The organism is Brachyspira pilosicoli (assembly GCF_036997485.1).
Taxonomy (GTDB): Bacteria; Spirochaetota; Brachyspiria; order Brachyspirales; family Brachyspiraceae; genus Brachyspira; species Brachyspira pilosicoli_C.
The window spans coordinates 355,751-382,679 of sequence record NZ_JAWLPU010000002.1; the positions used below are offsets into that span (position 1 = coordinate 355,751).

Annotated in this window: 24 protein-coding genes; 3 read left to right on the forward strand and 21 right to left on the reverse strand. The window is 28.6% G+C overall.

Annotated features, from left to right (window positions below):
* Positions 1-36: 36 nt before the first annotated feature.
* Positions 37-573, reverse strand: a complete 537-nt coding sequence (locus R4I97_RS06915; protein ID WP_335784347.1) for an SRPBCC family protein — start codon at positions 571-573, stop codon at positions 37-39.
* A gap of 28 nt (positions 574-601) precedes the next feature.
* A complete protein-coding gene (locus R4I97_RS06920) occupies positions 602-1,294 on the reverse strand; it encodes an ankyrin repeat domain-containing protein (RefSeq protein WP_335784348.1) in 693 nt (230 codons plus the stop codon).
* Positions 1,295-1,511: 217 nt separating this feature from the next.
* On the opposite strand from R4I97_RS06920, the gene R4I97_RS06925 reads away from it, so the two are divergent.
* A complete protein-coding gene (locus R4I97_RS06925) occupies positions 1,512-3,095 on the forward strand; it encodes an ankyrin repeat domain-containing protein (protein WP_335784349.1) in 1,584 nt (527 codons plus the stop codon).
* A gap of 72 nt (positions 3,096-3,167) precedes the next feature.
* Here R4I97_RS06925 and rpiB read toward each other — a convergent pair whose 3' ends face one another.
* The 11 genes from rpiB to ilvB form a co-directional block, all read right to left on the reverse strand.
* Positions 3,168-3,617 carry a ribose 5-phosphate isomerase B gene (gene rpiB / locus R4I97_RS06930; RefSeq protein WP_335784350.1) on the reverse strand — a complete coding sequence of 150 codons (450 nt, stop codon included), beginning with the start codon at positions 3,615-3,617 and terminating at the stop codon, positions 3,168-3,170.
* Positions 3,618-3,688: 71 nt separating this feature from the next.
* On the reverse strand, positions 3,689-4,396 hold the full coding sequence (locus tag R4I97_RS06935) for an acyl-[acyl-carrier-protein] thioesterase (RefSeq protein WP_335784351.1): 708 nt from the start codon (positions 4,394-4,396) through the stop codon (positions 3,689-3,691).
* Between the two features lie 199 nt (positions 4,397-4,595).
* On the reverse strand, positions 4,596-5,309 hold the full coding sequence (gene pgeF / locus R4I97_RS06940; protein ID WP_335784352.1) for a peptidoglycan editing factor PgeF: 714 nt from the start codon (positions 5,307-5,309) through the stop codon (positions 4,596-4,598).
* Complete coding sequence (locus R4I97_RS06945) at positions 5,302-5,538, reverse strand: hypothetical protein (protein WP_013243145.1); 237 nt, start codon at positions 5,536-5,538, stop codon at positions 5,302-5,304. The genes pgeF and R4I97_RS06945 overlap by 8 nt, the downstream gene beginning before the upstream one ends.
* 137 nt (positions 5,539-5,675) lie before the next feature.
* On the reverse strand, positions 5,676-6,764 hold the full coding sequence (gene leuB, locus R4I97_RS06950; RefSeq protein WP_335784353.1) for a 3-isopropylmalate dehydrogenase: 1,089 nt from the start codon (positions 6,762-6,764) through the stop codon (positions 5,676-5,678).
* 18 nt (positions 6,765-6,782) lie between these two features.
* Positions 6,783-7,265, reverse strand: coding sequence for a 3-isopropylmalate dehydratase small subunit (leuD, locus tag R4I97_RS06955; RefSeq protein WP_335784354.1), 483 nt, complete (start codon positions 7,263-7,265; stop codon positions 6,783-6,785).
* Positions 7,266-7,543: 278 nt separating this feature from the next.
* A complete protein-coding gene (gene leuC, locus R4I97_RS06960; protein ID WP_014936084.1) occupies positions 7,544-8,791 on the reverse strand; it encodes a 3-isopropylmalate dehydratase large subunit in 1,248 nt (415 codons plus the stop codon).
* 104 nt (positions 8,792-8,895) lie between these two features.
* Positions 8,896-10,392, reverse strand: a complete 1,497-nt coding sequence (locus tag R4I97_RS06965; protein WP_335784355.1) for a 2-isopropylmalate synthase — start codon at positions 10,390-10,392, stop codon at positions 8,896-8,898.
* Positions 10,393-10,727: 335 nt separating this feature from the next.
* Positions 10,728-11,723 carry a ketol-acid reductoisomerase gene (ilvC, locus tag R4I97_RS06970; RefSeq protein ID WP_335784356.1) on the reverse strand — a complete coding sequence of 332 codons (996 nt, stop codon included), beginning with the start codon at positions 11,721-11,723 and terminating at the stop codon, positions 10,728-10,730.
* A 67-nt stretch (positions 11,724-11,790) separates the two neighbouring features.
* Complete coding sequence (gene ilvN, locus R4I97_RS06975; protein WP_335784357.1) at positions 11,791-12,318, reverse strand: acetolactate synthase small subunit; 528 nt, start codon at positions 12,316-12,318, stop codon at positions 11,791-11,793.
* Between the two features lie 18 nt (positions 12,319-12,336).
* Positions 12,337-14,010 (reverse strand): biosynthetic-type acetolactate synthase large subunit, encoded by a 1,674-nt coding sequence (ilvB, locus tag R4I97_RS06980; RefSeq protein WP_335784358.1) that lies wholly within the window; start codon positions 14,008-14,010, stop codon positions 12,337-12,339.
* A 412-nt stretch (positions 14,011-14,422) separates the two neighbouring features.
* Here ilvB and R4I97_RS06985 point away from each other — a divergent pair, with 412 nt between their 5' ends.
* Both R4I97_RS06985 and R4I97_RS06990 read left to right on the forward strand, forming a co-directional pair.
* Positions 14,423-14,731, forward strand: a complete 309-nt coding sequence (locus tag R4I97_RS06985) for a phasin family protein (protein ID WP_013243153.1) — start codon at positions 14,423-14,425, stop codon at positions 14,729-14,731.
* A gap of 41 nt (positions 14,732-14,772) precedes the next feature.
* Positions 14,773-16,449, forward strand: a complete 1,677-nt coding sequence (locus R4I97_RS06990; RefSeq protein WP_335784359.1) for an AarF/ABC1/UbiB kinase family protein — start codon at positions 14,773-14,775, stop codon at positions 16,447-16,449.
* Here R4I97_RS06990 and R4I97_RS06995 read toward each other — a convergent pair whose 3' ends face one another.
* From R4I97_RS06995 to R4I97_RS07030, 8 genes are all read right to left on the reverse strand, one after another.
* On the reverse strand, positions 16,450-17,103 hold the full coding sequence (locus R4I97_RS06995; protein WP_335784360.1) for an SH3 domain-containing protein: 654 nt from the start codon (positions 17,101-17,103) through the stop codon (positions 16,450-16,452).
* Positions 17,104-17,141: 38 nt separating this feature from the next.
* Positions 17,142-18,824, reverse strand: coding sequence for a BatD family protein (locus tag R4I97_RS07000; RefSeq protein ID WP_335784541.1), 1,683 nt, complete (start codon positions 18,822-18,824; stop codon positions 17,142-17,144).
* Positions 18,808-19,668, reverse strand: a complete 861-nt coding sequence (locus tag R4I97_RS07005; RefSeq protein WP_335784361.1) for a tetratricopeptide repeat protein — start codon at positions 19,666-19,668, stop codon at positions 18,808-18,810. The genes R4I97_RS07000 and R4I97_RS07005 overlap by 17 nt, the downstream gene beginning before the upstream one ends.
* 16 nt (positions 19,669-19,684) lie before the next feature.
* A complete protein-coding gene (locus R4I97_RS07010; RefSeq protein WP_335784362.1) occupies positions 19,685-20,701 on the reverse strand; it encodes a vWA domain-containing protein in 1,017 nt (338 codons plus the stop codon).
* Positions 20,702-20,746: 45 nt separating this feature from the next.
* Positions 20,747-22,333: an amidohydrolase gene (locus tag R4I97_RS07015; protein WP_335784363.1), complete on the reverse strand. Its 1,587-nt coding sequence runs from the start codon at positions 22,331-22,333 to the stop codon at positions 20,747-20,749.
* A 43-nt stretch (positions 22,334-22,376) separates the two neighbouring features.
* Positions 22,377-24,188 carry an ABC-F family ATP-binding cassette domain-containing protein gene (locus R4I97_RS07020; RefSeq protein ID WP_335784364.1) on the reverse strand — a complete coding sequence of 604 codons (1,812 nt, stop codon included), beginning with the start codon at positions 24,186-24,188 and terminating at the stop codon, positions 22,377-22,379.
* Between the two features lie 181 nt (positions 24,189-24,369).
* A complete protein-coding gene (locus R4I97_RS07025) occupies positions 24,370-25,140 on the reverse strand; it encodes an HAD-IIA family hydrolase (RefSeq protein ID WP_335784365.1) in 771 nt (256 codons plus the stop codon).
* Between the two features lie 30 nt (positions 25,141-25,170).
* Positions 25,171-26,853 carry an amidohydrolase gene (locus tag R4I97_RS07030; RefSeq protein WP_335784366.1) on the reverse strand — a complete coding sequence of 561 codons (1,683 nt, stop codon included), beginning with the start codon at positions 26,851-26,853 and terminating at the stop codon, positions 25,171-25,173.
* Positions 26,854-26,929 lie beyond the last annotated feature (76 nt).

The window sequence follows — 26,929 nt, forward strand, 5'->3', positions numbered from 1 at the left end:
ATTAGTATATTAAAAAAACAAAAATAGTCAATAAAATTATCTATTATTTTTATTAACATATTTTTTTAATTTAATCAAAAACTCATTTTTACCATTCTCATCTGTAAGAATATATTTAAAAATAAATCTAAAATAAGGATGATAAACATATATAGTTTCTTTTATTGTTATTTTTGTCTTATCTTCACCTTCATCTTCCAATATATATGTCCACAAAACAGTAAATTCATTCTCTAATTTAACAATAGACACTTCTGTTCTATCATCAGTATTGATTCTTCTCACTTCAGTTAGCTCTTGATATGTTTTCCTGTTACTATAGGTTTGCATAATCTTTAATTTATCATTTTCTATATTTTCTACTTGTACTAATGATAAATATTTTAACCATATAGGATAATTCTCATAATTTACTAACAAATCAAATAAATCATTTCTTTTTATTTGTAAAATAGAAGATTTTGATTTTGTAAATGATGGATATAATTTTTTTCCTATATGGTTAGGTACTAATATCATTACAGCCATTAATATTAATGGAAGAATTATAAACACTGGAACTAAATAGAACATAATATTTCTTTAATCTATTATAAAAGCATTAATTACAAGATGCCTTACCTGTTCTTATATTTGTTCCGCCTGCTGCTTTTATCATACTTATAATATTCTGATTTTTTGACTCGCAAGCATAAGTATAGGCTGTCTTATTTAATTGCTTGCTTACAATATTTACATCTACTTTTTTATCCAAAAGAAATTTAACAGCTTCTTCTCTGCTATTACCTGCTGCTACCATTAGCATAGTTTCTCCGTCTCTTTTATCCTGCTCATTTAAATCAAGCTTACCATTATATAAAGGATACAAATATTCAATTACATCTATATTTCCGCCAAGTATAGCAGATTTGAAAGCACTTGTAACATCAGCAGTGTCCCCAGCATATAAATTAGCTCCTCTATCTACTAAATACTCAACTATATCCAAATATCCTATAAATGCCGCCCAACCTAAAGCTGTTTGTTTTAAGCTTGCTGTATCTTGAACTTCAATATCCTGTCCTGCTTCAACCATTCTTTTTATCTCTTCTAAATTACCCTCTTTAACAGCATCAAACCATTTTGCATTAGGGCCTTTAGATTTTTCTCTATAAAATATTCTATGAGAAAGCCTTCTTGGATTTGCTAAATTAGTTAATTGTTCCGGAGTTAATCTTGTAAATCTAGTAACTTGAGAATACAAAGATAATGACATAAATAAACTAATAACTATAAAAAATACACTTCTTTTCATTTTTACCCCCTATTATGATAAAATTAGGATTATTATACTTTATATTATAATATTATCAATACATTATATAAACAAAAATCAATATACTTTATATTAAGAAAATCATTAAAACCATAAACTATATTTTCAAATAACAAAAAATTGACAACTAAAAAAAAGTTAGTATAATACTTAACATAATTAAAAAATAAGGTTTAAATAAGTTTAAGGAAAGTTTATGAAAAAAATTATATTATTAATAATGGCTTTCTTAATAAGCTGCAATAATAACAAATCAGATAACACACAAAACAATACAACAGTTAATAACAATACAAACATAATAATCAATAATAATACTCAAAATACAAATCAAATTATAAATAACCAAACAACTGCAACAAGAAATAAAAAACCTGAATTCAAAAATAAATATCCAATTAAAAATTACACAGAAGAAGAAATCGATGAAATATTATACAAAACTATTGACTCAGAATTAGCAGATTATGGAATATCCGACAATTCCAAAAAAGAAAGAAGAGAAGAAGAGAAACAAAGATTAGAGCCTATAAAAGATTTATTATTAAAAGGCATAAATAGCAAAGATGAAAATGGAAATAATGTATTAATGTTAATACCTAAACTTGATTATAGAAATTATGCTTATAATGATTTAGTAAGATGGCTTGTTGAACATGGCATTAGTTTAGATGATACTGAAATACTAAATTACAATTATACTGATAAAATAATAGATTATTTATTAGATAGCGGAGTTAATTTTGACTATCAAACAGTATATAATAAAATTGACTTAAACAATAATAATTATAATTTAATATCAAAATTGATTAAAAAGTTAGAATCTGCAGGTTATTATTTTTCTGATATAGATTATCAATTACAAAGCGATTTATTATTTCAATCAATTTTAGCTGATAATTTAGATTTAGTAAAATTATTTTTAAAACTTGGTGCTGATATTAATTCCATAAACAGAATGAGAGATGGTTATGTGGGAACTCCTTTAATGTATAGTGCCTATTATGAAAAGTATGATATTATGGATTATTTAAAAGATAAAAATGCGGATATTACTATTCACTGCTTTCAAGATACAGAAGAATTAGAAAGTATCCATAATGATAGCCATATATCTTTTGTATTGATGGAAGATTTTCCTGTTTTAAGTCCTACAAATTTAATTAATACTGTTATCACTGGAAATAATAATGAAGATTTAATGATAAGAATATTAAATAAAATATCTCAAACTTTTAAATTTGCAGATACAAGCTATATTTATTCACCTGCATCGCAAACTGAATTTACAAATAATAATGAAAAATATATTTTAATACAAAGTCATATATTAAATGAAGAATATGTAGAAAACCTTATATCAATGGAAAAATATGTATACGATTTTGAAGTAAATGATAAATATTTTAATTATGTAACTATGTGGAAAAGAGATAAAAACGATGAAAATAAAGCAGAGTTTATAACAGGCTTTTATCCGATGCAAAATGAAGACTATTCACAAACTTATGATATTGCTTCATCAGGAAATTACGTTACAATAGAAGCAATAGATGACGGTACATATTATTATACATTTATAATAGAAGATAATGATTTTTATTTAGATAAATTTTCTTTTTCTAAGTATAATATATCAGATATGAAACAACAAAAAGAAGAACATTATTATAATTACAAAACAGATGCTGCTAAATTTAATCACACAAGCAGAATAAAAGCTATTGATTTAGAAAGAAGTTTCTTTAGTAAGTTAATAGAAGAATACAATAAATAAAAAATAATAAAGGGCTTTAAGTCAATTAAAAACCTCAAAACCCTTTTGTATTTAAATTAATTATAGTTTAAATTAGATTTCCTCGCCGTTCTCTATTTTAGTAAGTAAGGCAACTCTCCTATCATGTCTTCCGCCTTCATATTCAGCATCAAGCCACTCTTTTACTATCATCTTAGCTAAGTCAACTCCTACCACTCTCGCACCAAAAGCTATGATGTTAGAATTGTTATGCTGTTTGGAAAGTTTAGCAGAATATGGCTCACTGCAAACTGCCGCTCTTATGCCTTTAACTTTATTAGCAGCAAGTGAAATACCTATACCAGTTCCGCATATTAAAACTCCGCATTCACATTCTTTACTTACAATGGCATCAGCAACCTTTTTCCCATATATTGGATAGTCAACACTATCTGTGGTATGTGTACCATAATCAGTAACAGTATGTCCTAATTCCTCTAAATATTTTATTACCTCTTTTTTTAATTCAACAGCTGAATGATCGCAGCCTATAGCAATTTTCATAATTTTATTTCCTTTTTATATATATTGTTTCTAATATTAAAATCAATTTATAACAAACAATGTAAAATTATTTATAAATTATAAGAAAACTCTAATATAGCATAAGTTTTATTATCTTCACTATCAAACTTTAGTAAAACTTTATCATCAATTACAGCTTTCTTTACAACAATAGTGTCTCCCAAAGCAGCTGGAACCCTGTATTCTATTCTTATTCTTTTATAATTATCTTCTACATAATCTATTGCCATATCAATATATCTTGCATTATTCACATGATTATTATCATCTATAAAATATTTTTTTACTTTAAATCTATCAACTTCTTTTAAAGTATTATTATCAACTTTTATCTTTCTAGGCAAATAATTCATTTCCTGCTTTTTATCAAATTTAATTTTTTTAATAAAATCAGAAGGTACTCTAATTAAATTACCATTGGATAAATCAACAAACCCGCCTATAGCATAACAAATAACAAGCTCATTATAATTCTCATCATATATCACAGTGTTTCTGTATCCGTAAGCCTCATTGCATTCATACACATAAGTACGCACTATAACTTTGTCGCTATATTTTGGAAGCTTGTATATATCAACCTGTCTTGATACTAAAAACATACTAACATTATTTTCATTAAAATATTTTGTAAGTTCTTCCTCAGAATCTAATTGAAAAAATGAACAATCCTGCATTAAATCAAATATTGATGAAGTTTTTAAAAGTCCGTCTTTATCAATTTGACTAGTACCAACAACTGCTTTCATTTCATACATAATTAGTAAACCTTTTTAATTAAAATACTTTTTTAAATATTATAATACTAAAATAATAATTGTCAAAGAGATTATAATATTTTGATTATGAGCAAATTTACCGCACGGTTAATAATTTTATATAAATATAAAAAAATTAAAAAATGAAATTTATATAATTTATAAAATATGTTTAGCGTGAGGATAAAGAAATTTAAAATTATTTTAATACCCCTATAGTAAGCATTCTTCCAATCTGAAGAGCATCTCTTCTATAAGAATAAAAATTATCATCATAACTATTAAGATTAGAAAGTTCAATATTATTCTCTAAAATACCGCATTCTATCATTTGACTCTTTACTTCTAAACCATTATCAATATGCCATTTATTATTAATTATAGTTTTATTTTTAAAATGAATTGCTACTTCTTCGCCTACTTCATAATCTTTTAAAGCTATGTAAGGACCAATATAAGCATACATTTTAGATGGATTAGCATTATATTCTTTTATCATAGTATTAATAGTTTTTTCTGTAATATTTTGAACTGTACCTCTCCAACCAGAATGAATTGCCGCCATAGAATTACTTTCACTGCAATAAAGTATTATAGGAACACAATCAGCTGTCTGAACTACTAATGGAATATTTTTTAAGCTGGTTATTATAGAATCAGTTTCTTTAACTAATTTTTCTCTGCTTCCAAATAAATTAATATTAGTTTCATCTATTTTTACTATATTATCTTTATGGACTTGATTCATAAAAATGGCTTTATTAATATCAAAACCAATAGTATTAAAAAAAGTCTTCTCTTGATTGTCTCTATATTCTAAAGTAATGTCTTTAGGATTTACATTCGATTCTTTAGAAAGCACAGCTATATATATATTATCATTTTTATTATTAGGATAATAAATATTATGCATTCTTTAGCCTTTTAATCTCCGCCTCTAATTCTTTTACTTTATTAGTAAGGTCTTTAGTTTCGCTTCTGGATTGTTCCATAATATTTTCATACAAAACAAAAAACTTCTGTGCATATTCCAATTTTTGCTTTAATTCATTTATCTCTTCTTTATAGATGTCTATTTTAGAAGCGAGAAGTTTATTATCTTCCTGCAATTCTAAAATAGTTTCTTTATCATTATATTCCACTTATACAAATCCTAATTTTTTCTATATAATATAATTATGTACATTAAAATTAAATTGTCAAGTTAAATTACATAATTATATTATCATAATCAAGTAAATATGAACTATAATACAAATAATTATTTAACAATTAATTATTATATGTTAGATACAATAATGTCTGATATTTCAGAACATTTTACTAATTTGTATAAATTAGATATATTTTTATCTTTAGGCATAATATCTATAGTTCTATAGCCTTCTTCTATGGTTTTATAAACGGCATTTTCTATATTTTCTGCCTCTTTATCTAAATTAAAAGAATGTCTAAACATCATAGCAAGAGAAAGTATAGTACCTATAGGATTAACCAAATCCTTACCTGCAATATCAGGAGCAGAACCATGAATAGGCTCATACATGCCAACTGTATTATCAGCAAGACTTGCAGAAGGAGCCATACCAATAGAACCAGTTATAACGCTAGCCTCATCAGAAAGTATATCTCCAAACATGTTTTCTGTAACTATAATACCAAATTGAGAAGGATTAGCAATAATCTGCATAGCAGCATTGTCAACATACATATCATTATATTTAATGTCGCTATACTCTTTTGATAAATTATTCATAACCTCACGCCATAATTTAGAAGTATGAAGCACATTAGCTTTATCAACGGAAGTTAAAGGCTTTTTAAGTTTTCTAGCCATCTCAAAAGCAACCTTACCTATTCTTTTTATTTCATTTTCATCATAAGGCATAATGTCTATTGCTTTTTTTGTGTTATTAGTGTTTTCAAATTTATGCTCTCCAAAATATACTCCCCCTGTAAGCTCTCTCACTATAACAAAATCAATATCATTTTTAGTGATAATTTCTTTTAGAGGTGAAGCATATTCTAATGGTTTAAGCATTTTTATAGGTCTAATATTAGCATAAAGCCCCATACCTTTTCTTAATTTAAGAAGCCCTTTCTCTGGTCTGTTTTCTGGAAGAACATTATCCCATTTAGGTCCTCCAACAGCACCCAAAAGCACAGAATCAGAAGATTTGCATTTTTCTAAATTTTCATCAGTTAAAGGAACTCCATATTTATCTATAGAAGCTCCGCCCATATCAACATATTCTAAATTGAATTTATGAGAATATTTTTGCTCTATTTTTTTTAATACATCAATAGCCTTAGAAATAATTTCAGGACCAACCCCGTCCCCTTCAATAACAACAATATTTTTTTCCATAAATAATTATCCCTTAAATTAATTTTTTAAAGAGTTCAAAAGCCCATTAGAATTAATAATATTTTTTATAAACTCTGGAAAAGGCTCTGCTTTGTAGCTTTCATTTTTAGTAATGTTTGTAATAATACCGCTGTCAAAATCAACTTCAACCTCATCACCAGCATTTATTTTTTTACTAGCCTCATCGCATTCTAATATAGCAAGCCCTATGTTAATAGAGTTTCTATAAAATATTCTAGCAAAAGATGAAGCTATAACGCAGGATATACCAGATTCTTTAATAGCAATAGGAGCATGCTCTCTTGAAGAACCGCATCCGAAATTCTCTCCTCCCACCATTATATCGCCTGCTTTAACCTTGCCTACAAAATCTTTATCAATATCTTCCATACAATGAGAAGCCAACTCTGTATGATTAGCAGTATTTAAATATCTTGCAGGAATGATAACATCAGTATCAACATTATCTCCATATTTATGAACGAAACCTTTAGCTTTCATATTTTCTCCTAATTTAATTATTATTAATAATAAATACGGCTATAAAAAACTACATTCCTAAAAACTTTAAGCCGTAAAATTAATTAAATACACTAAAAATTTTATATTTTGTTGTAAATATTTCTGGGGCTTTGCCCCAGACCCCACTTCTTTTGGTGACCCAAAGAAGCAAAAGGACTGCAATTTTATATCCAAAATTATAATTTATATAATGTATTATATCTATAATTAAAAAATTTTATACTTAATTATTCTAAATACATTTTGAAATATTTCTATTATTTAGGCTCTGTTATGTATCCTGTCAAAGCACTATATGCTGCTGTAGCAGGACTAGCCAAATATACTTTTGAAGTTTTATCTCCCATTCTTCCAACAAAGTTTCTATTAGTTGTAGTAACAGCAACCTCATCATGTGCAAGTATTCCCATATATCCGCCTAAACAAGGTCCGCATGTAGGAGTTGATACTGCACAACCAGCGTCAATAAATATATCCATATAGCCTAATTTTATGCACTCTTTATAAACTTTCTGCGTAGCAGGAATAATTATGCATCTTACATTCTTAGCTACTTTTTTTCCTTTTAAAATGTTGGCAGCTATAGCCATGTCGGATAATCTTCCATTAGTACAAGAACCTATAACAACCTGATCAACTTTTATGTCTTTTAATTCTTTAGCTTCTTTTGTGTTTTCAGGTAAATGCGGGCAAGCAACTGTAGGCTCAATTGCAGATAAATCAATATCATACTCTTTTTCATAAACTGCATCATCATCAGCTTTAAAAATAGTATAATCTCTTTTTACTATGTCTTTCAAGAATTCTATAGTTTTGTCATCAACTTCAAATATTCCGTTTTTAGCGCCTGCCTCAATAGCCATATTAGAAATACAAGCCCTGTCGTCCATAGTAAGAGATGAAACACCCTCTCCCCTAAACTCCATAGATTTATATAATGCACCGTCAACTCCTATCATACCTATAATATGAAGTATAACATCTTTTCCAGATACATTTGGCTTTAACTTTCCTTTAAGATTAAACTTAATAGCAGCAGGGACCTTAAACCAAACCTTTCCAGTAGCCATAGCAGCAGCCATATCTGTACTTCCAACACCAGTAGAAAAAGCACCAAAAGCCCCATAAGTACAAGTATGAGAATCCGCCCCAATTATAACTTCACCAGGAGCAACTAAACCCTTTTCTGGCAAAAGTGCATGCTCAACACCCATATCACCCACATCATAATAATGAGTAATATCATGCTTATTAGCAAAATCTCTACATTGTTTGCACTGCTCTGCAGCTTTAATATCTTTGTTTGGAGCGAAATGGTCCATAACCAAAGCTATTTTTTCTTTGTCAAAAACTTTATTAAAACCATGCTTTTCAAATTCATTTATAGCAACAGGACTTGTTATGTCATTGCCTAAAACTAAATCGGTTCTAACCATTATAAGCTCACCTGCTTCAACTTTATCAACTCCAGCATGTGCAGCTAAAATCTTTTGTGTGATAGTCATTTTTATATCCTTCAATAATTAATTAGCATAAATATATAAAATCATAATATATCATAAAAAAGGGCTTCTACAATATTAAAAATTGCATAAGCCCTATATAAAAATTATAATTTATTCAAACCATTAATATAAGCCATCAAACTTGCCTGTATAATATCTGTACTTACAGCTCTTCCAATAACTGTTTTATTATCAGAAGCAAGTCTCACAATAACCTCTCCTAAAGCATCTTCACCTTCTGTAATGGCATTAATGCTATATGTAACCAATTTAGCTCTATTTGATGTTACAGAGTCAATAGCTCCAAATGCCGCATCAATAGGTCCGTTTCCTTTTCCTATAGCCTCAACAACATTCTCTTTATTGTCAATTATAGATACAGAAGCAAAAGAAGATATTGAATCACTGTCATTAACCATAAAGCTTTTTAATGTGTATGTAGGATTTTCTATATTTGTATTTCCTATTAACAATGCTTCAATATCAGAATCAGTAACTATCTTCTTCTTATCTGCCAAAGCTTTAAACTCTGTAAACTTATCCTCTAAGACTTTATCATCAATGTCATAACCCAAAGATTCAATTCTGTCTTTAAAAGCATGCTTACCAGAATGTTTTCCTAATACCATTTTATTTTGAGGTATTCCTATATCTTCAACATTCATAATCTCATAAGTAGAACGTTCTTTCAATACACCATGTTGATGAATACCAGCCTCATGAGCAAAAGCATTAGCTCCAACTATAGCCTTATTTGGAGCAACCACCATACCAGAAATTGTAGATAATAATTTTGAAACTTTATAAATGCGTTTAGTGTTAATATCAGTATAAGCATTATAAAAATCTTTTCTTGTTTTTATGCCCATTACAATCTCTTCTAAACTAGCATTACCAGCACGCTCACCTATACCATTAATAGTACATTCTACCTGAGTAGCACCAGCTAACACTGCAGATAAAGAATTAGCAGTACCAAGTCCTAAATCATCATGACAATGCACAGATATATCAACATTCTCTATACCTTTAACATTCTCTTTTAAATATTTTATTAAGTCAGCCATTTCAATAGGAGTAGTATATCCTACAGTATCAGGAACATTTATAGTAGTAGCCCCGTTCTCAATAGCAACAGAATAAGCCTTAGCCAAAAACTCTCTGTCGCTTCTTGATGCATCCTCAGCAGAAAACTCTATAAATTCGAATTTGGTTTTAGCATAAGAAACAGATTCTTTTATAGTTTCTAATACTTGCTCTCTGGTCATCTCTAATTTATGCTTTAAGTGTATATCACTTGTAGCTATAAATGTATGAAGCATAGGGTGTTTTGCCTCAGCAAGTGCCTCATAAGCTCTGTCTATATCTTTTTTGTTGCATCTTGCTAAGCTTACCAATTTTGCATTTTCTACAACCTTACTTACTTCTCTTATGGCATTGAAATCATCATCAGAACATATAGCAAAACCTGCTTCTATGATATCAACACCTAATTTGTCTAATTCAGCTGCCATCTCTAATTTTTCAGCCAAATTCATAGTACAACCAGGAGACTGCTCTCCATCTCTTAAAGTAGTATCAAAAATTTTAATCTTTCTCATTGTTAAAACCTTTTTATAAATAAACCATTGTATAATTAAATATTTTTATTAATTTTGCTTGTGTAAAATTATATTTTTATTTTGATATCTGGGGCTTTGCCCCAGACCCCACTTCTTTTGTTGCCACAAAGAAGCAAAAAGGCTATATTTTAATATAAATTTAATATTCATATCAAACAATCATAGTTAATATACATTATAATTATTTTTTACTTGCACTTTTTGGTTCTTTTTGCGGCGGGAAAAAGAACAATAAAAAATTACAAACTTAAAAATTTTAAATATAAAACTCCTATATAAAAATATTTAATTATAGCTCTGAGTTTGGATAAAAATTACTTTTTAATCCAGCTCATCATCTTTCTTAACTCTGCACCGACTTTCTCTAATTTATGCTCACTCTCTAATCTCTTAGTAGCATTAAATTTAGCCTTGCGTCCTGCACTAAACTCTTGTATAAACTCACTAGCAAAAGTTCCGTCTTGTATCTCTCTCAATACTTTTTTCATCTCTTTTCTAGTTTCTTCTGTTATCATTCTTCTGCCAGTTCTGTAATCGCCGTATTCAGCAGTGTTTGAAATAGAATATCTCATCATAGCAAAACCGCCTGAATATATTAAATCAACGATTAACTTCATTTCATGTATACATTCAAAATAAGCCATTTCTGGTTCATAACCTGCTTCTACTAAAGTGTCAAAACCAGCTTTCATTAACTCTGTAACACCGCCGCATAACACTGCTTGCTCACCAAAAAGGTCTGTTTCAGTTTCTTCTCTAAATGTTGTCTCAAGTATACCAGCACGTCCTGCACCTATTCCAGAAGCATAAGCTAATGCATAATCTTTAGCCCTTCCGCTTTTATCTTGATAAACTGCTATTAAACTTGGAACGCCTCTTCCTTCTAAATACTGACTTCTTACAGTGTGTCCAGGTCCTTTTGGTGCTACCATTATAACATCTATATCTTTAGCAGGCATTACAAATTGAAAATGAATATTAAATCCATGAGCAAACATTAATACATTGCCTTCTTTCATATATGGAGCTACCTGACTATTATAAATATCAGCAGCAACCTCATCTGGTACAAGCATCATTACTATATCAGCAGCCTTAGCAGCTTCTGATACTTCCATTACTTTAAATCCTGCTTCTTCAGCCTTTTTGCAATTAGCACTGTCTTTCCTAAGTCCTACTATAACATTCATTCCGCTGTCTTTTAGGTTTTGAGCATGAGCATGCCCCTGACTGCCGTATCCCATTATAGCTATGGTTTTTCCGTCTAATAATCCTAGATTACAATCAGCATCATAATATTTTTTTATCATTTTATTTCTCCTTAATATTTGTTTTTTTAGTTTTATAAAAATATTTATTAAAAATTATTTAAAATTATCAAAAATCAAAATTATTTATTATATTCATATCAGGCACATCATCACCCAGCTGTATTGATGTTACCCCTGTCCTTGAAAGCTCTAATATGTTAAAATCTTTTAACGCCTCTAAATAACCGTCTATTATAGAAGCAGAAGCAGTAATCTCTACTATCATGCTCTTACTTCCTATATCAAGTATAAGCCCATTATGAGCATTGGTTATATCGCAAATTCTACGTTTATTAGAATCATCTATCTCTATTTTTACTAATAATAAATCTCTTATTATGCTATTACAATGGTCTATTAAATGAACTGAATGAACCTCTATAAGTTTAGAAGTTTGTTTCATAATCTGAGTAATATGCAAATCATCTCCCTCTGTAACTATAGTCATTCTTGATATACTTGGAACACAAGTTACTGAACAAGTAATAGTTTCTATATTAAAACCTTTTTGACTAAATAATAATGTAATTCTGTTTAATACACCAGAACTATTATCTACAAATAAAACTAAAACTCTTCTTTGTTTGCTATTCATTTTTCACTCCTACTATTTTTAATCTACTATTATATCATCTACTGTTCCGCCAGCTGGAATCATAGGCAAAACTCTCAAATCTTTATCTATAACACATTCTATCCACACAGGAGATTTGCATTTTAATGCCTCTTCAAAAACACTTTCAAATTCACTTATAGTTTCGCATCTAAAACCTTTAGCCCCAAAACCTTCGGCAACTTTTACATAATCCATTCTTTTATTTATATCTGTACTTGAGTATCTTTTGTCATAAAATATAGTTTGCCATTGTCTAACCATACCCAATGTACTATTATTAAGTATTATAGTTATAATAGGTAAATTATACTCAACAGCTGTTGCTACTTCATTTAAATTCATATAAAAAGAACCGTCTCCTGTTATATGTATGACTTTCCTATCTGGTTTAGCCACCTGAACGCCTAAAGCAGCTCCATATCCAAAGCCCATAGTTCCCAAACCTCCGCTTGTTATAAAGCTCCTTGGTTTAGTATGACGTATATACTGAACAGCCCACATCTGATGCTGACCTACATCTGTAACATAAATAGCATCATCTTTAGTTTTATCACCTATTATATTCATAACTCTGCTTGGATAAATGCCGTCTTTATTAGTGTTTCTCTTAAAATTTTCTTCTTTTTCTTTTGATATTAAATCAGATAAATATTTTACCCATTCATCATCTTTCACTCTTTTTACAAGTTTATTAAACCTATCTAATACATCATTCAAATCGCCTATTATGCTATAATCAACATTAACATTTTTATTAATCTCACTTCTGTCAATGTCTATATGCACCTTTTTAGCGGCTCCTCCAAATTTAGAAGTATTCAAAGCAACCCTATCACTAAACCTAGTACCAATAGCAAGTATTAAATCAGCTTCATTCATAACCTTATTGGCAGTAGCAGAGCCATGCATTCCCAAAAGCCCTATATTTAATTTATCATTATATCCTAATACACCAGCCCCCATTAAGGTATGCACTGAAGGGATATTAGTATTAATCATAAACTCTCTTAATTTGTCGCTTGAATCTTTAGCCCCTCCTCCAAAATATATGATAGGCTTTTTAGATTCATTTATTAATTTTGCTACTTCTTTTATAGTGTTTTCATCTTCAGAACTTATTTGAACTTGTTTTGGAGTAATTTTTTGTCTTTTAGTAAATTCTGTTTCTGCTATTGTAATGTTTTTTGGTATGTCTATTAAAACAGGTCCCTTTCTTCCAGTATTTGCTATATAGAAAGCCTTTCTAATAGTATCAGCCAAATCATTAACATCTCTAACAACGAAATTATGTTTTGTAATAGTCATTGTTATTCCTGCAATATAAACCTCTTGAAAAGAATCTTTACCTATCAAACTTGTAGGCACGTTTGCAGTAATAGCAATCAAAGGCACACTATCCATATATGCTGTAGCTAATGGTGTTACTAAATTAGTAGCTCCCGGTCCGCTTGTTGCAATTACTACTCCTGTTTTTCCGCTTGCTCTTGCATACCCATCAGCTGCATGACAGGCTCCTGTTTCATCAACTGGCATTATATGCCTTATTTTATCTCTATATTTATAAATAGCATCGTATATGTTTAAAGCAGCTCCGCCCGGATAACCAAATACAGTATCTACTCCCTCCTCTATTAAAACTTCAATTAAGATGTCTGAACCGTTCAATTGCATAAAAATCTCCTAAAATCTACTAAATTCTATATATAGTATTATAAATATATACAAATATAACAGAATATAATTATTATTTTTGTTTTATTTTTTTATGTATGTGTATTGTTTTTTATGATAGAAACTTTACAGGATAATAATGAGAGATAGGAGAATAATAGATATGTTAGTTTGATTGAAATGTTTGAAAAATGACTTCATACATCTTCCCCTTATCTTATTTTTGTATATATTATATAATACTTCTAACAATATTGCAATAGCAAAAACAAATATTTTGATAAAAAAATTATGTTATCTAATAAAATATAATTCAAAAAAATACAAATATGTAATTTAAGAGTGTTGACTTTTTATTTAAAAAAAAGATAATTATAATATATAAAATTAATACTTTTTAGGAGGAATAATTATGGGTATTTCAGATGAAATAAAATCCGGCATTTATACTGGTATAGGATTTATGCTTAAAGGCAAAGAAAAAGTAGAAGAAGCAGCAAAAGAGTTTATAAAAGATAAGAATATGAGCACTGAAGAAGGCGAGAAATTTGTAAAAGAAATGGTTACTAAGGCTAATGAAACTAAAGAAGAAATTACTCAGTATTTAGATGAAAGAATAAAAACTACTATGGATAAAGCTGGATATGTAAAAAAAGAAGAATATGATGCTATAAAAAAAGAGTTAGAAGAATTAAAAAGCAAAATAAACAATCAGCAGTAATTTGTAAATTATAAACATTATTAAAACATTTGGGGCATATTGTGAAAGGAAAAAAGTCTTTAAATAGAACAAAAGAAATTATATCAGTTATAATGGCATACGGTTTTAAAGATATAATTGCTGTTACGCCTATACTAAAATTAGTAAAAAATCCAATACAGAAATTTAACGTAAAATACAAAGGTATAGATTTAAGAGGCTACACACGAGGTCAGAGAATAAGAATGGCCTGCGAAGAACTTGGCACTACATTTGTAAAGTTAGGTCAAATACTTTCAAATAGAAGCGATATACTTCCTAAAGACATTATTGATGAATTAAAAAAACTTCAAAATAATGTTAAGCCTTTTGATGAAAAAGAAGCCGTAGCAATAGTAGAACAAGAATTGAAAAAAACTATAACTGAAGCTTTTGAATCTTTTGATACTACTCCTAAAGCAAGTGCCTCAATTTCTCAAGTGCATACTGCTGTATTAAAAACTGGTGAAAAAGTTGCTATAAAAGTAAAAAGACCAAACATAGAAGAAAATATACTTAATGATATTGAAATAATAACTTGGCTTTCTTCTATATTAGAAAAATATAATGAAGAGTTTGCTTTGATAAGACCGGAAAAATTAATAAAGGCTTTTAAAAATCAGCTTTTACAGGAATTAGATTTTAATTTCGAAAAAAATAACACTATAAAATTTCAAAAGTTTTTCAAAAATAATAAAAATATAAAAATAGCTAAAATCTACGAAGAATACAGCACAAAAAATATATTAACTATGGAATATATAGAAGGAATTAAGATCTCTGATATTAGTCCTGATGATACAAAATATGATAGAAAAAAGTTAGTTTCTATTGGTGTTGATTGTGTATTAGAGCAGATATTTAAATTAGGTTTCTTTCATGCTGACCCGCACCCTGGTAATTTAATGGCTTTAGATAATAATGTATTATGTTTTTTAGATTTTGGTATGATTGGGTTTATACCTCCTACTTCAAAAGAGGCTTTCTCTTCTCTTATAATGAGCATCAATAATGCTGATTATATTAATCTTGCTAAAGCTGTATTAGATTTGTGTAATCATAGCGAAATACAGAATATGGAAGATTTTAATATGGCTATATTTATGCTGGTAAATAAATATATAGATATGCCATTAGAAAACATAAACATAGAAGATATATTTAATGAACTTATATCTATAATAAGAGAGTTTAGATTAATGCTCTCTGGAAATATAATGCTTCTTATAAAATCTTTAATAGTATTAGAAGGGGTTGGAAGAGATTTGGATAAAGACCTTAAATTGGTAGAACATATAAAGCCTTTTGCTTTTAAATATGTTAAAGAACAATTAAAACCTGATAATCTATTAAAACAATCGAGGAATTTAATTAATGATTATTTTCATGTTTTAAAAAATGTGCCTTCCGATTTAGGTGAAGTTATAAACCTAATGAGAAAAGGAAATATTAGAATACAGCTTGAACATAAAAAACTCGACACTCTTGCAAATACTTTAGACAGTTTGGGAGATAGATTAAGTTATTCTATAGTATTAGCTTCATTAATCATTTCAAGCGGACTCATAATAGCTACAAAAATGCCGCCTCTAATACATGGTATATCATTAGTTGGGCTTGTTGGTTTTTTATTATCTGGAATCATGGGGTTTATTATGATTATAAGCAGATTTATAAGAAAGTATGTAAAGAAAAAATAATTATATCTTCTCCAAATACTCTTTGTTAATCCAGCCCTTTGATATGCCGTTAACATAATACCAATTAGATGATTCTTTTATCACTTTAAATTTTTCACCTTCATACACACTCGAAACAATATCAGACTTTACACTGCTTCCGCTATATATGTTAGTGTTTTTAACAATTATAATATAATCTGATATTATGATGTTATATGAATATATGGAAAAAATAAGAAAAATAATAGAGCTAATCAATAATAACCAATTTATGTTTTTATTTTTAATGAATAATACAAATAAAAATGCACTAAAAAACACAAATAAAACTAAAGCTATATAAAATCCAATTATATAAAAAGAATCATAATCTTTTCTTTCTGTTATTTTATTTATATTGTTTTTAATCTCTTTATCAAAAGGCTCTATATTCAAAGCCCTCTCATACCATAATACTGCATAACCATTACTATTAATCTCATAATATGAAGAAGCTAAATTATAATACAAATCTTTAGACACCACATTAGAGCTTATTAAATTAAGATACAAATTATTAGCTTCTATATATTGCCCTTGATTATATAAATCATTTGCACTTTTAAATATATTATTAATACTTTCCAAATCATTTTGAGCAAAAAGGAAATTGCATCCAAAAAGTAAAAACATTATAATAATTTTTTTTATACACATAAATAAAAGTCCAATTACTTCTTTTTGTTAATATTAGTAATTATCTCAATAGCCTTACTATGATAATCTATATTTTCAATTTGTTTATTTCCAGAATAAAGCTCTCTCTCACAAGAATCTATTATAGACTTTATCTCTTTTATTTTTTCTTCTTCTACTCTGCCCTTTAAGTCTAAATAAATATCTTTGGAGTTTGTATTTGATTTCTTTTTAATCTCTTTTTCTATATACGAAATAACACTTTTACAATACTCTTCTCTATTTCCTTCATTATAATTTGAAATCATTATACTAATACCAGACTCTTTATTATTATTTGAATGTGCCAAAGATAATGTTTTAATCTTTTTTGAAAATACTATAATAAAAGAAAATATTATCAAAATAAGAATATATATATAAATAATATTGATGTTTAACAAATTAAAATATTTTTCATTTTTTTTAATGTAAGTATCTCTAATATTAATAACATTAGGCTGATTATTATTATCAATAAAAGAAGAAGAGTCAATATTGCCGCCCATCATATTAAAAGATATATTTTCTGAATAAACATTACTATAACTTTTAGCCTCTGGAGAAAAATAACAAAAAGCGATATTTGACAAGCTAAACTCTCCGCTATTAGTAGCCACCATCACATATTGTTTTGTCTTTTTAGCCATCATTCTATCATCTTCAAACCAATTAGTTTCATAAGTTTTAGGCTGATAAACAGAAAAATATTTATTGATGTTTGTATCAATACTAGGCATATTTATAATAGAAGTATTTCCCTCTCCAGAAACCTCTAAACTAACAACAACCTCTTCGCCTATTTTTAAATTAGTTTTATTAGCCTTAACAGTAAAATCAAACTCACCAACCCCGCCGGAAAAGTTTTTGTATCCAGTATTATCAGGAAGAGGCAGTACCTTTATATTATACTCTTCTTCTCCATAAAGCACTCTATCAAAAAACATATTATTCTTTTCAAAAACAAATTCAGTAGTGATAATACTTTTATCTCCCTCTTTTAAAGCGTATAATACTTCTTTTTTTAATGGTATAACACTCACTCTCTTGCCGTCAATTATCTCTGTAAAAGAGTTGTATTCAGAAGAATCTGTATAAGAAATAAAATCTGTTCTGTCAGCTATTTTAGATATGCCGACTACATTAACAGGAACATGAGTATATGCTTTTTGTGTGATATATATAGGCTCATACAAATATACTTCTTTTTTATTTATTGTATTTTCAACATGTATATCTTCAGAATAATTCATAAAGCTATCAAAAGAATCAGAATCAGGAGCATCATTTTGTTTTGTTCTAACAGGATCATCTACAACCTCTAAAACAACCGGATTTGCCTTATAAGTTGTATTATCTATTTTTACAGTGATATTATCTATTTTATATACTCCAACCCTATTTGCCACATAAGTATAGCTATAGGTTTGAATAGATTTAAAAGTTCCCCCGCTTAACGTCATATTTCTTGTTTGCGAAGTTCCTCTTAATAGTAAACCGTCTATGTTTGGTATAGTAACTTTTCCTTTTGTATTATTAATAGTTACGGATAAACTAAAAAGCTCACCCACACCTATTTTTTCATCGGAGAGTTTAGCCGTAATTGTAGTTTGAGAAAATAAGACAGAAACATTTAATAAAAATAATACAATAGTTATTACTTTACCAGTCTTTATCAATTCTTCCTCCGCCATAATATTGGTCATCATTTTCTTTATCTTTTCTATATTGTCTCAAAGAATCTAACAGTCTATCAATATCAGTTTGTGCATTTTGCTCTTCATCATTTTGGTTGTTGTTTCCATTATTATTATCTTGATTATTCTCATTATTGTCTTGGTTGTCATTTTGGTTATTATTTTGATTATTATTTTCTTGATTATCATTGTTCTGATTATTATTTTGATTATCCTGATTTTCTTGATTATCTTGATTATTGCCATTATTACTATTTTGATTATCCTGATTATTTTGATTATCATTATTATCTTGGCTATTTTGATTAGAGTTGGCATTATCTTGATTATCATTATTGTTATTTTGGGCAGACTCTCCGCTATTTTTTTTCTGCTCTTCTAATTTCTTTTTGGCATATTCTAAAGCACTTTTTGCATTATTATCATTAGGATTATTAACCAAAGCTTCTATTAATTCTTCTATAGCGCCAGCATAATCTTCCATTTCTATTTTGCTTATACCGGCATTATAATAAGTTGAGTTTTTTATATCTTTAGGAGTTTTTTCTGTAAAATTTTTTTTAGCCATATCAAATGCTTGAACTGCTGACTCCATATCTCCCATAGAAGATAAAGTAGTAGCCATATTATAATATATTTCAGGGGATTTCGGCAACTTACTTAAAGCCTTCTCATACAAGCTTATGGCATTATCATAATCTCCTTTTCTTAATAATCTATTAGCTCTATCAACATCAATCTTCGCTGTAAACTCATTTAAAGATAAAGCATAAGAGCTTGAAAATAATATTAAAAATAGAAGTAATACTTTTATTCTAAACAACACAATGCAAATCACCTATTTATTTGGTATCTTTAATGATACTACTTTTATTATTTTTGTAAAGAACTCTTTTTTGAGTCAATATATTTAATATACTAGCAATTATAATTAAAATAGTAGAAGCAAGCAAAAATATTTGAAATCTATCTTTATAGCTTCTATTATTTTTTATTGTTGAAACGCTATCCATATTATTTTTTATATCATCAAATATAGCTTTTAAAGATACATTATCAGAAATATAGGATTTACCGCCTGTAGAATCTGCTATTAATTTTAATGTTTTATCATCTCTTTTTGATATAACAGTTTTTTCAGAATATCCAATATCGCTTTTTATAGCAGCTCCAAGTTCAGAACCAACCCCAACAGTATAAACACTAATATCATTATCTTTTAACTCTTTTAATATATTATCAAAATACCCCGCATGGTCTTCACCGTCTGTTATAAGTATAATTGACTTCTTGCCTGGAATATTAACATTAAAAGTGTTTTTTGCAGTAACCAAAGCATCAGCAATTCTAGTGCCCTGCAAAGTTACAGATTTAGTATTCAATTCATTTAATATATAAGAAAAAGTTTCCATATCTTGAGTGAAAGGCGAAGCAACAAAACTAGTGCCCGCAAACCCAACTAAAGCTACAGAAAGATTATCAGTATTCTTTACAAAATCTTCTATTTCCAATTTAGCCCTTTCTAATCTTGAAGGCCATACATCATCAGCCTCCATAGAACGAGATAAATCTAATAATATAGTTATCATATAATTATCAGTTTTAATTTTTTGCTCTATTATACCCCATTTAGGCTGCATTAATGCAAATATTGATAATGATAATGCAAGTATTAAAAATGAAGCAGAAAATATTCTCAGCTTTGATATTCTTTTATAATTTTTATCGTTTTTAAAATTAGTGTTCTTAGTAAATACAGATAATACTTTATTTACTTTAAAACGAGAAGTAACTAAAAAAAATATTAGCACAGGTACAACTACAAAAAGAAATACAAACTTAAAATCTTCTATAAACATAATATAATAATCATATACTAATTTATTATTTAATCAATAAGAAAATCAATTATCACTGCTATATACAATATCCCCATCAATGATAGTTTTTAATACTTTAATATCTTTTATTTCTTTTTTATCAACTTCAAAAATATCTCTATCTAATACAATGAAATCTGCTAATTTATCTTCTTTTATACTTCCTTTAAGTTTATCTTCAGAAGACAAATAGGCACTTCCCATAGTATATAAATAAACAGCCTCTTTAACAGTAAGTTTCTCTTCAGGCATCCAACCGCCTTCTGGCCAACCATTTAAATCTTCTCTATTAACAGCACAGTGAATACCTTCCATTATATTAATTCCGCCAGCAGGACCAGCAGTACCAAAACCTATATTAATCCCCATATCCATAGCGGTTTTGTAAGCATAACTTGTTTTAGCCCTCTCCTCGCCAACACGCTCTTCAACTATATGCATATCATAATTCAAAAATATAGGATGATAATATATACAAACATTTAACTCTTTTATTCTCTCTAATAATTTTTTATCTGTTATCTGACAATTTATTAAACCGTTTCTTCTATATTTAAAATCTTTAGTATCTTTAATTTTCTCTATTGAGTTTAATGCCATCTCTATAGCACCGTCCCCAGTGGCCTGTATAATAACAGAATAATCTAAACTATTTGCATATCTTACCAACTCATCAAGCTCATCTTGTTTGTACTGGCTCACCCCTCTAACACCTTGAGCATCATTATAATCTTCTCTAAGTAAAGCGGTTCTTGAACCTATACCGCCATCTATAACAAGTTTTATACGTGCTACTTTAAATCTGTTATCATTAATATATTGGTAGTAATAGTATTGCCTAAAATCATCTATATCTTCTTTGTTAATAAACTCTGCCTGTTCACATACTCTTATCTTTAATTTTTTTTCTCTATGAAGTTTTTGATAAGCATCTATTACCTTTTTATAATCAAAATCAGTAAGCCCCCTTAAATCATCAGCCTGTACAGATGTAATACCCATCTTAAAAAACTCTTCTTGTGTATCTAATATTATCTCTTTTAATTGATCCATCTCAAGAGATTTTATTTTTGACAATATTAAACTCATAGATTTAGAAGAGATAAGACCATTCTCAAAATCTATAGTATCAGATTGCATACTCTCTGTAATTCCGCAAATTTCAAGAGCCTTACTATTTGCCACTATCATCTCTCCGCAGCATCTTCTAAAAGCAACAGGATATTCGTTGGATATTTCATCTAAGTCATGTTTATTAAGCATTCTCTTCTCTTCAAAATAATCCTGATTCCAGCCTCTTCCTATAAGCCAATTATCATACTTCTCAGCCTTCTTAGCAATCTCAATAACCTCTTTTATAGATTTGCAATTACCTAAATCTAACATAGTATTAAAACGTGCATAAATTACAAAATTAACATTACTATCATTAAATCCAGGTATCACTGTTTTTCCTTCTAAATCTATTATATCAGTGGCATCTTTATATTTTTTTAATACCTCTTCATTGCTTCCTGCAAAAACTATAACTCCATTATCAACAGCAACAGCTTCATAAATGCTATCATTTTTATCCATAGAATATATTTTAGCATTTTTAAAAATTCTCATTATTTTAATCCTCCAATACACCTATTTTTATATTTTATTATTTTTATTCCAACATAGCCTTTATACTATCAATCTCTTCATTGATTAAAAGCCAATCATTTTCTTTTTCTTCTATTAATTTTTTAACCTCTAATAACCTTTTGCTCTTATCATCATTATAATCTTTTTCAAAAAACTTTAATATATCAATTTCTTCTTTCTTATAATCTTCTATTTCCTTCTCATATTTTTTTAACATAGATTCAGCCTTAGAAAGCCTATTTCTAATCTTTTTTCGCTCTTCGTAATTGCTATTATTTTTTTCTGCAATATTTGCTTCTTTACTGTTATTAGCTTCTTGATATTCTAACTCTCTCTCTTCTTCTTCCAATGCCTCCAAACGAACCTTATAAACATAAGCCTCATAATCGCCATTATATAGAGAAAGTTTTTTGTCTTTAACTTCTATTATGGTATCAGCAAGAAGACTTGCAAAAGTTCTATCGTGCGAAGTAAAAAATATAGTGCCGCCATAATCACGCAAAGAATTAGCAAGTGCCTCAACAGTTTCAAAATCTAAATGGTTAGTAGGCTCATCTAATATAAGTACATCTGCACATTGTGTAATAGCACAAAGCAAAGACAACCTTGCCATCTCGCCTCCGCTTAACACCTTAACATCTTTATTAACATCTTCTCCAGAAAATAAAAAACTTCCTAAAAGTGTTAAAAGCTCTTGAGTTAGAAGTCCTTGTTTAGCATTCTTTTTTAAATAGGAAAGTACATTATCATTTGCAGTGATGTTTTTGTAAGTATCCTCTCCAAAATAAGCGAGCTTTATACCATAAGAATAATTATAGCTTCCAGATACAGGCTTAAGCCTTCCTGCTATAGTTCTTAAAAAAGTGGTTTTACCTTCTCCGTTCTCTCCAAGCACAGCAACTCTGCTTCCTCTCGGTATCTCCATTCTCCTGCTTGTAGCTACCACCTTTTCACCATAGCCCACAGATAAATCATCAGATATAATGGCAAATCCTTTTTTAGATTCAACTTCAGGCAGCCTTATTCTTACACTCTTTGCTGGGTGATTAATCTCTATAGTTTTTAATTTCTCTATTTGTTTTATACGAGATTGAACTGCTTTTGCTTTTGATGCCTTATATCTAAACCTTTCAACAAATCTCTCTAAATGTGCCTTTCTCTCTTCTACATTCTTATTATATTTTTTTATTGTATATTCTTTCTCTTCTTTATATTCAAAATAATCTTCTATATTGCCTGGAAAATAAGTAAGTTTGCCTTTTTCTATTTCAACAGTCTTATCGCAAGTTGTTTTTAAAAACTCCCTATCGTGAGAAACTATTAAAAAACCTCCGTTATAATCCATTAAAAAATTTTCTAAATCTATTAATGTATTTAAATCTAAAAAGTTTGATGGTTCATCAAGTATTAAAAAATTAGGCTCCTCAAGCATCATTTCAGCAAGCTTCACTCTCATTCTATAACCGCTCGATAAACTTCCTATATTATAATTTACTTTTATATGGTCAATTCCAAATCTGCTCGCTATCTTAGAACATTTCCAAGATTCCTTACCGCTAACCCTTACAAGATAATCTATAACCTTTTCGCTCTCATCAAAATCCCCCTGCTGACGAAGATAACCAATCCTCACATCATCTGAAAATATTATTTCTCCATCATCTGCCTCTTCAATACCCATAAGAATTTTTAAAAGAGTGGTCTTGCCTGCTCCATTTCTGCCTATCATACCTATTTTAGATTTCTCTTCTATAAGCAAATTAACATCATCAAGCAAAACTCTGTCTATAAATCTTTTTGATATATTAACTATATTTATAATACTCTTAGCCATTTCTCTATTTAGTTAAACAATTTATTTTAATTTTATTAGTAATTTAGTAAACAATTCTATAACAGTTTTAAAAATTATTCAATAACATAAAAATTATATTTATAGGGCTATAACTTTTTTATATATCTTTTATTGTGAAAAATACTATATATCTGTAAAAAACAATAAGTTTTGTAGCAGCTTAAAGTTTATCTACATCTATTTCAGCTACAGAATTAAACACATAATTTGGCTTATAAGGAAACTCTTTTAACATATCAATTTTTGTAACTCCAGACAACACTAGGCAAGTTCTCATTCCAGCACCAAGCCCCCCAAGTATATCTGTATCCATTCTATCGCCTATCATCACAGTATTTTCGCTGTGTGCATTAATTTTATTTTTGGCAATAGACATCATAACAGGATTTGGCTTACCAACTATATACGGCTTTTTTCCAGTGGCAGTTTCTATAGCAGCAAGTATTGGTCCAACTGCTGGTATAAGTTCGCCGTCTGGAGCAGGGTCCGTTATATCTGGATTACAGCCTATAAACCTTGCACCTTTATTTATAAGTGAAACAGCTTTTTTAAGCATATCATAATTAAAAGCACTTGTCTTACCAACTACAACATAATCAGGATTAACATCATTTATACTATAGCCTATATTATAAAGCTCGCTTACTAATCCGCCTGTACCTATAACATAAGCGCTTCCATTTTCTTGTTGGGTCTTTATAAACTTTGCTGTTGCCTGCGCAGCCGTAAAAAAATGTTTCTCCTCCAAACCGTCTATACCAAGAGATTCTAATTTTCTTTTTAAATCAATTGGTGTCTGCTCTGCATTATTTGTTAGAAATAAAAAAGATACATTTTTCTCTAAAAGCATATTAATAAAATCTTTAGCACCATCTATTAAATTATTTCCTCTGTATATTACTCCATCCATATCTGATATTATACTAACCATATTATTTTCACCTCTTTATCTATGCAAATATTATTTTTTATATAAGGTTTTTCCTTCTTTTATTGTCTCTAAAACTTCTATATTGTTAATTTCTTTTGCATCTATTTTTAATGGGTCATCAGAAAGTATTACTAAATCTGCCAATTTCCCCTCTTTCAAACTTCCCTTTATATCCTCTTCTCCATTTTGATAAGCAGCATTTATTGTAATAGCTTTAAAAGCATTTAGAGCATCTATCTTTTGATTTTCTCCAAGTAATACTCCATCTTTTGTAGTTCTATTTAAAGCACAGCTTATAGTCTCTATCATATTAGGTTTTATAACAGGTGTATCTTGATGATATGTAAAAGGCAAGTTATTATCTAATGCAGTTTTGCTTACACTTATTTGAGAAGCTCTCTCCATTCCCAAATTTGCTATATGAGTGTCTCCCCAATAATATATATGAGCCACAAATAAAGAAGGTATTATATTAAACTCACTCATTCTTTTATATTCATTCTCTTTTACTATTTGACTATGAACCAACACAGCCCTATAATTGTTTGTAGTGCCTCTCTCAGTCATAACTTCTGATATTGCATCAACATATTGTTCAGCAGCAGCATCTCCATTACAATGAGCCTGTAATTGCATTTTATCATCAAAAGATTTTCTTACATATTCCTTTACAGTGTTATAATCATGTATAGGATATCCTCTATAGCCTTTCTCCCCTGTTATATAAGGCTCTTTTAACCAAGCAGTTTTAGCCTGAGGCGAACCATCTAAAAATATTTTGTAGCCTGATATTTTAAATCTATTGCTATACTTACCAATTAAATCTTTATGTTCATCAAAAATATTAGGAGCATTCTTTAAATCTATAAAACCTATTATATCTATTTTAAATCTATTATTTGTTATCATATTCTCTATTAAAGGCAAATCACCATTTACTATTAAAGAGTTTTGAGCAGTTGTAATACCATAACTTAAATAAACATCTTCTGCCTGATTAACAAAGTTCATCATGTCTTCATCAGTAACTTTAAAATCAACCTCTCTTGCATATTTCATAAAAGCAGCCTCTTCCATATAACCAGTAGGCTTTCTGCTATTAGGATATCTTTCTATAACTCCGCCTTCTATATCTGGAGTATTTTCATCTACACCAAAATATTCTAATGCTTTAGAGTTCATGCTTCCAACATGTCCAGATGCATGCGTAATAAATATAGCTAAGTTTGTAGAAACTTTATCTAAATCATCTCTTGTAGGATTTTTTTTGCCTGGAAGCAAATTATTATCATAACCAAAACCTATAACCCAAGCACCGTTTGTAAGCTTATTATTTTTTATATAGTCTTCTAATCTTGAATCAATCTCTGCTATGTTTGTACAGCCTGATAAATCTACAGTTGTGAGGGCTTGAGCAAAACTTATTATATGGCTATGCGGGTCTATAAAGGCAGGCATTAAAGTTTTACCTTTTAAGTCTATTACTGATTTATTTTTAATTAAATTATTTGCTTCTTCATCAGTGTATACTACTTTTGTGATTACTCCGTTGCTTACTTCTAAAGCCTTAGCATATAGAGTCTCTTCTGTGTTTCCTTCCATAGTGATAATATTACCGTTATAATACACTTGTAAATTATTATCTTTTTTATTTGCACAAGAAACACAAATAAACAAAATAAACAAAACTTGTAAATATAATAATTTCTTCATAATATTCCTCATTATTATTTATTGATAACAAAATTATATATTATAAAGTAAAAATTACATAACACTTTTTATTTTG

What these genes read in the sequence shown, in the direction of transcription:
- R4I97_RS06915 (WP_335784347.1), bottom strand. Translation starts at nt 573, where the DNA reads ATGTTCTATTTAGTTCCAGTGTTTATAATTCTTCCATTAATATTAATG.
- pgeF (WP_335784352.1), bottom strand. Translation starts at nt 5,309, where the DNA reads ATGCATAATATTTATTATCCTAATAATAAAAATGATAATATATATATA.
- ilvC (WP_335784356.1), bottom strand. Translation starts at nt 11,723, where the DNA reads ATGATAAAAAAATATTATGATGCTGATTGTAATCTAGGATTATTAGAC.
- R4I97_RS06995 (WP_335784360.1), bottom strand. Translation starts at nt 17,103, where the DNA reads ATGTTTTTACTTTTTGGATGCAATTTCCTTTTTGCTCAAAATGATTTG.
- R4I97_RS07030 (WP_335784366.1), bottom strand. Translation starts at nt 26,853, where the DNA reads ATGAAGAAATTATTATATTTACAAGTTTTGTTTATTTTGTTTATTTGT.
- R4I97_RS06925 (WP_335784349.1), top strand. Translation starts at nt 1,512, where the DNA reads ATGAAAAAAATTATATTATTAATAATGGCTTTCTTAATAAGCTGCAAT.
- R4I97_RS06935 (WP_335784351.1), bottom strand. Translation starts at nt 4,396, where the DNA reads ATGTATGAAATGAAAGCAGTTGTTGGTACTAGTCAAATTGATAAAGAC.
- R4I97_RS07025 (WP_335784365.1), bottom strand. Translation starts at nt 25,140, where the DNA reads ATGGTTAGTATAATATCAGATATGGATGGAGTAATATACAGAGGAAAT.
- ilvB (WP_335784358.1), bottom strand. Translation starts at nt 14,010, where the DNA reads ATGCAATTGAACGGTTCAGACATCTTAATTGAAGTTTTAATAGAGGAG.
- rpiB (WP_335784350.1), bottom strand. Translation starts at nt 3,617, where the DNA reads ATGAAAATTGCTATAGGCTGCGATCATTCAGCTGTTGAATTAAAAAAA.
- R4I97_RS06985 (WP_013243153.1), top strand. Translation starts at nt 14,423, where the DNA reads ATGGGTATTTCAGATGAAATAAAATCCGGCATTTATACTGGTATAGGA.
- ilvN (WP_335784357.1), bottom strand. Translation starts at nt 12,318, where the DNA reads ATGAATAGCAAACAAAGAAGAGTTTTAGTTTTATTTGTAGATAATAGT.
- R4I97_RS06920 (WP_335784348.1), bottom strand. Translation starts at nt 1,294, where the DNA reads ATGAAAAGAAGTGTATTTTTTATAGTTATTAGTTTATTTATGTCATTA.
- R4I97_RS06965 (WP_335784355.1), bottom strand. Translation starts at nt 10,392, where the DNA reads ATGAGAAAGATTAAAATTTTTGATACTACTTTAAGAGATGGAGAGCAG.
- leuC (WP_014936084.1), bottom strand. Translation starts at nt 8,791, where the DNA reads ATGACTATCACACAAAAGATTTTAGCTGCACATGCTGGAGTTGATAAA.
- R4I97_RS07020 (WP_335784364.1), bottom strand. Translation starts at nt 24,188, where the DNA reads ATGGCTAAGAGTATTATAAATATAGTTAATATATCAAAAAGATTTATA.
- leuB (WP_335784353.1), bottom strand. Translation starts at nt 6,764, where the DNA reads ATGGAAAAAAATATTGTTGTTATTGAAGGGGACGGGGTTGGTCCTGAA.
- R4I97_RS07010 (WP_335784362.1), bottom strand. Translation starts at nt 20,701, where the DNA reads ATGTTTATAGAAGATTTTAAGTTTGTATTTCTTTTTGTAGTTGTACCT.
- R4I97_RS07015 (WP_335784363.1), bottom strand. Translation starts at nt 22,333, where the DNA reads ATGAGAATTTTTAAAAATGCTAAAATATATTCTATGGATAAAAATGAT.
- leuD (WP_335784354.1), bottom strand. Translation starts at nt 7,265, where the DNA reads ATGAAAGCTAAAGGTTTCGTTCATAAATATGGAGATAATGTTGATACT.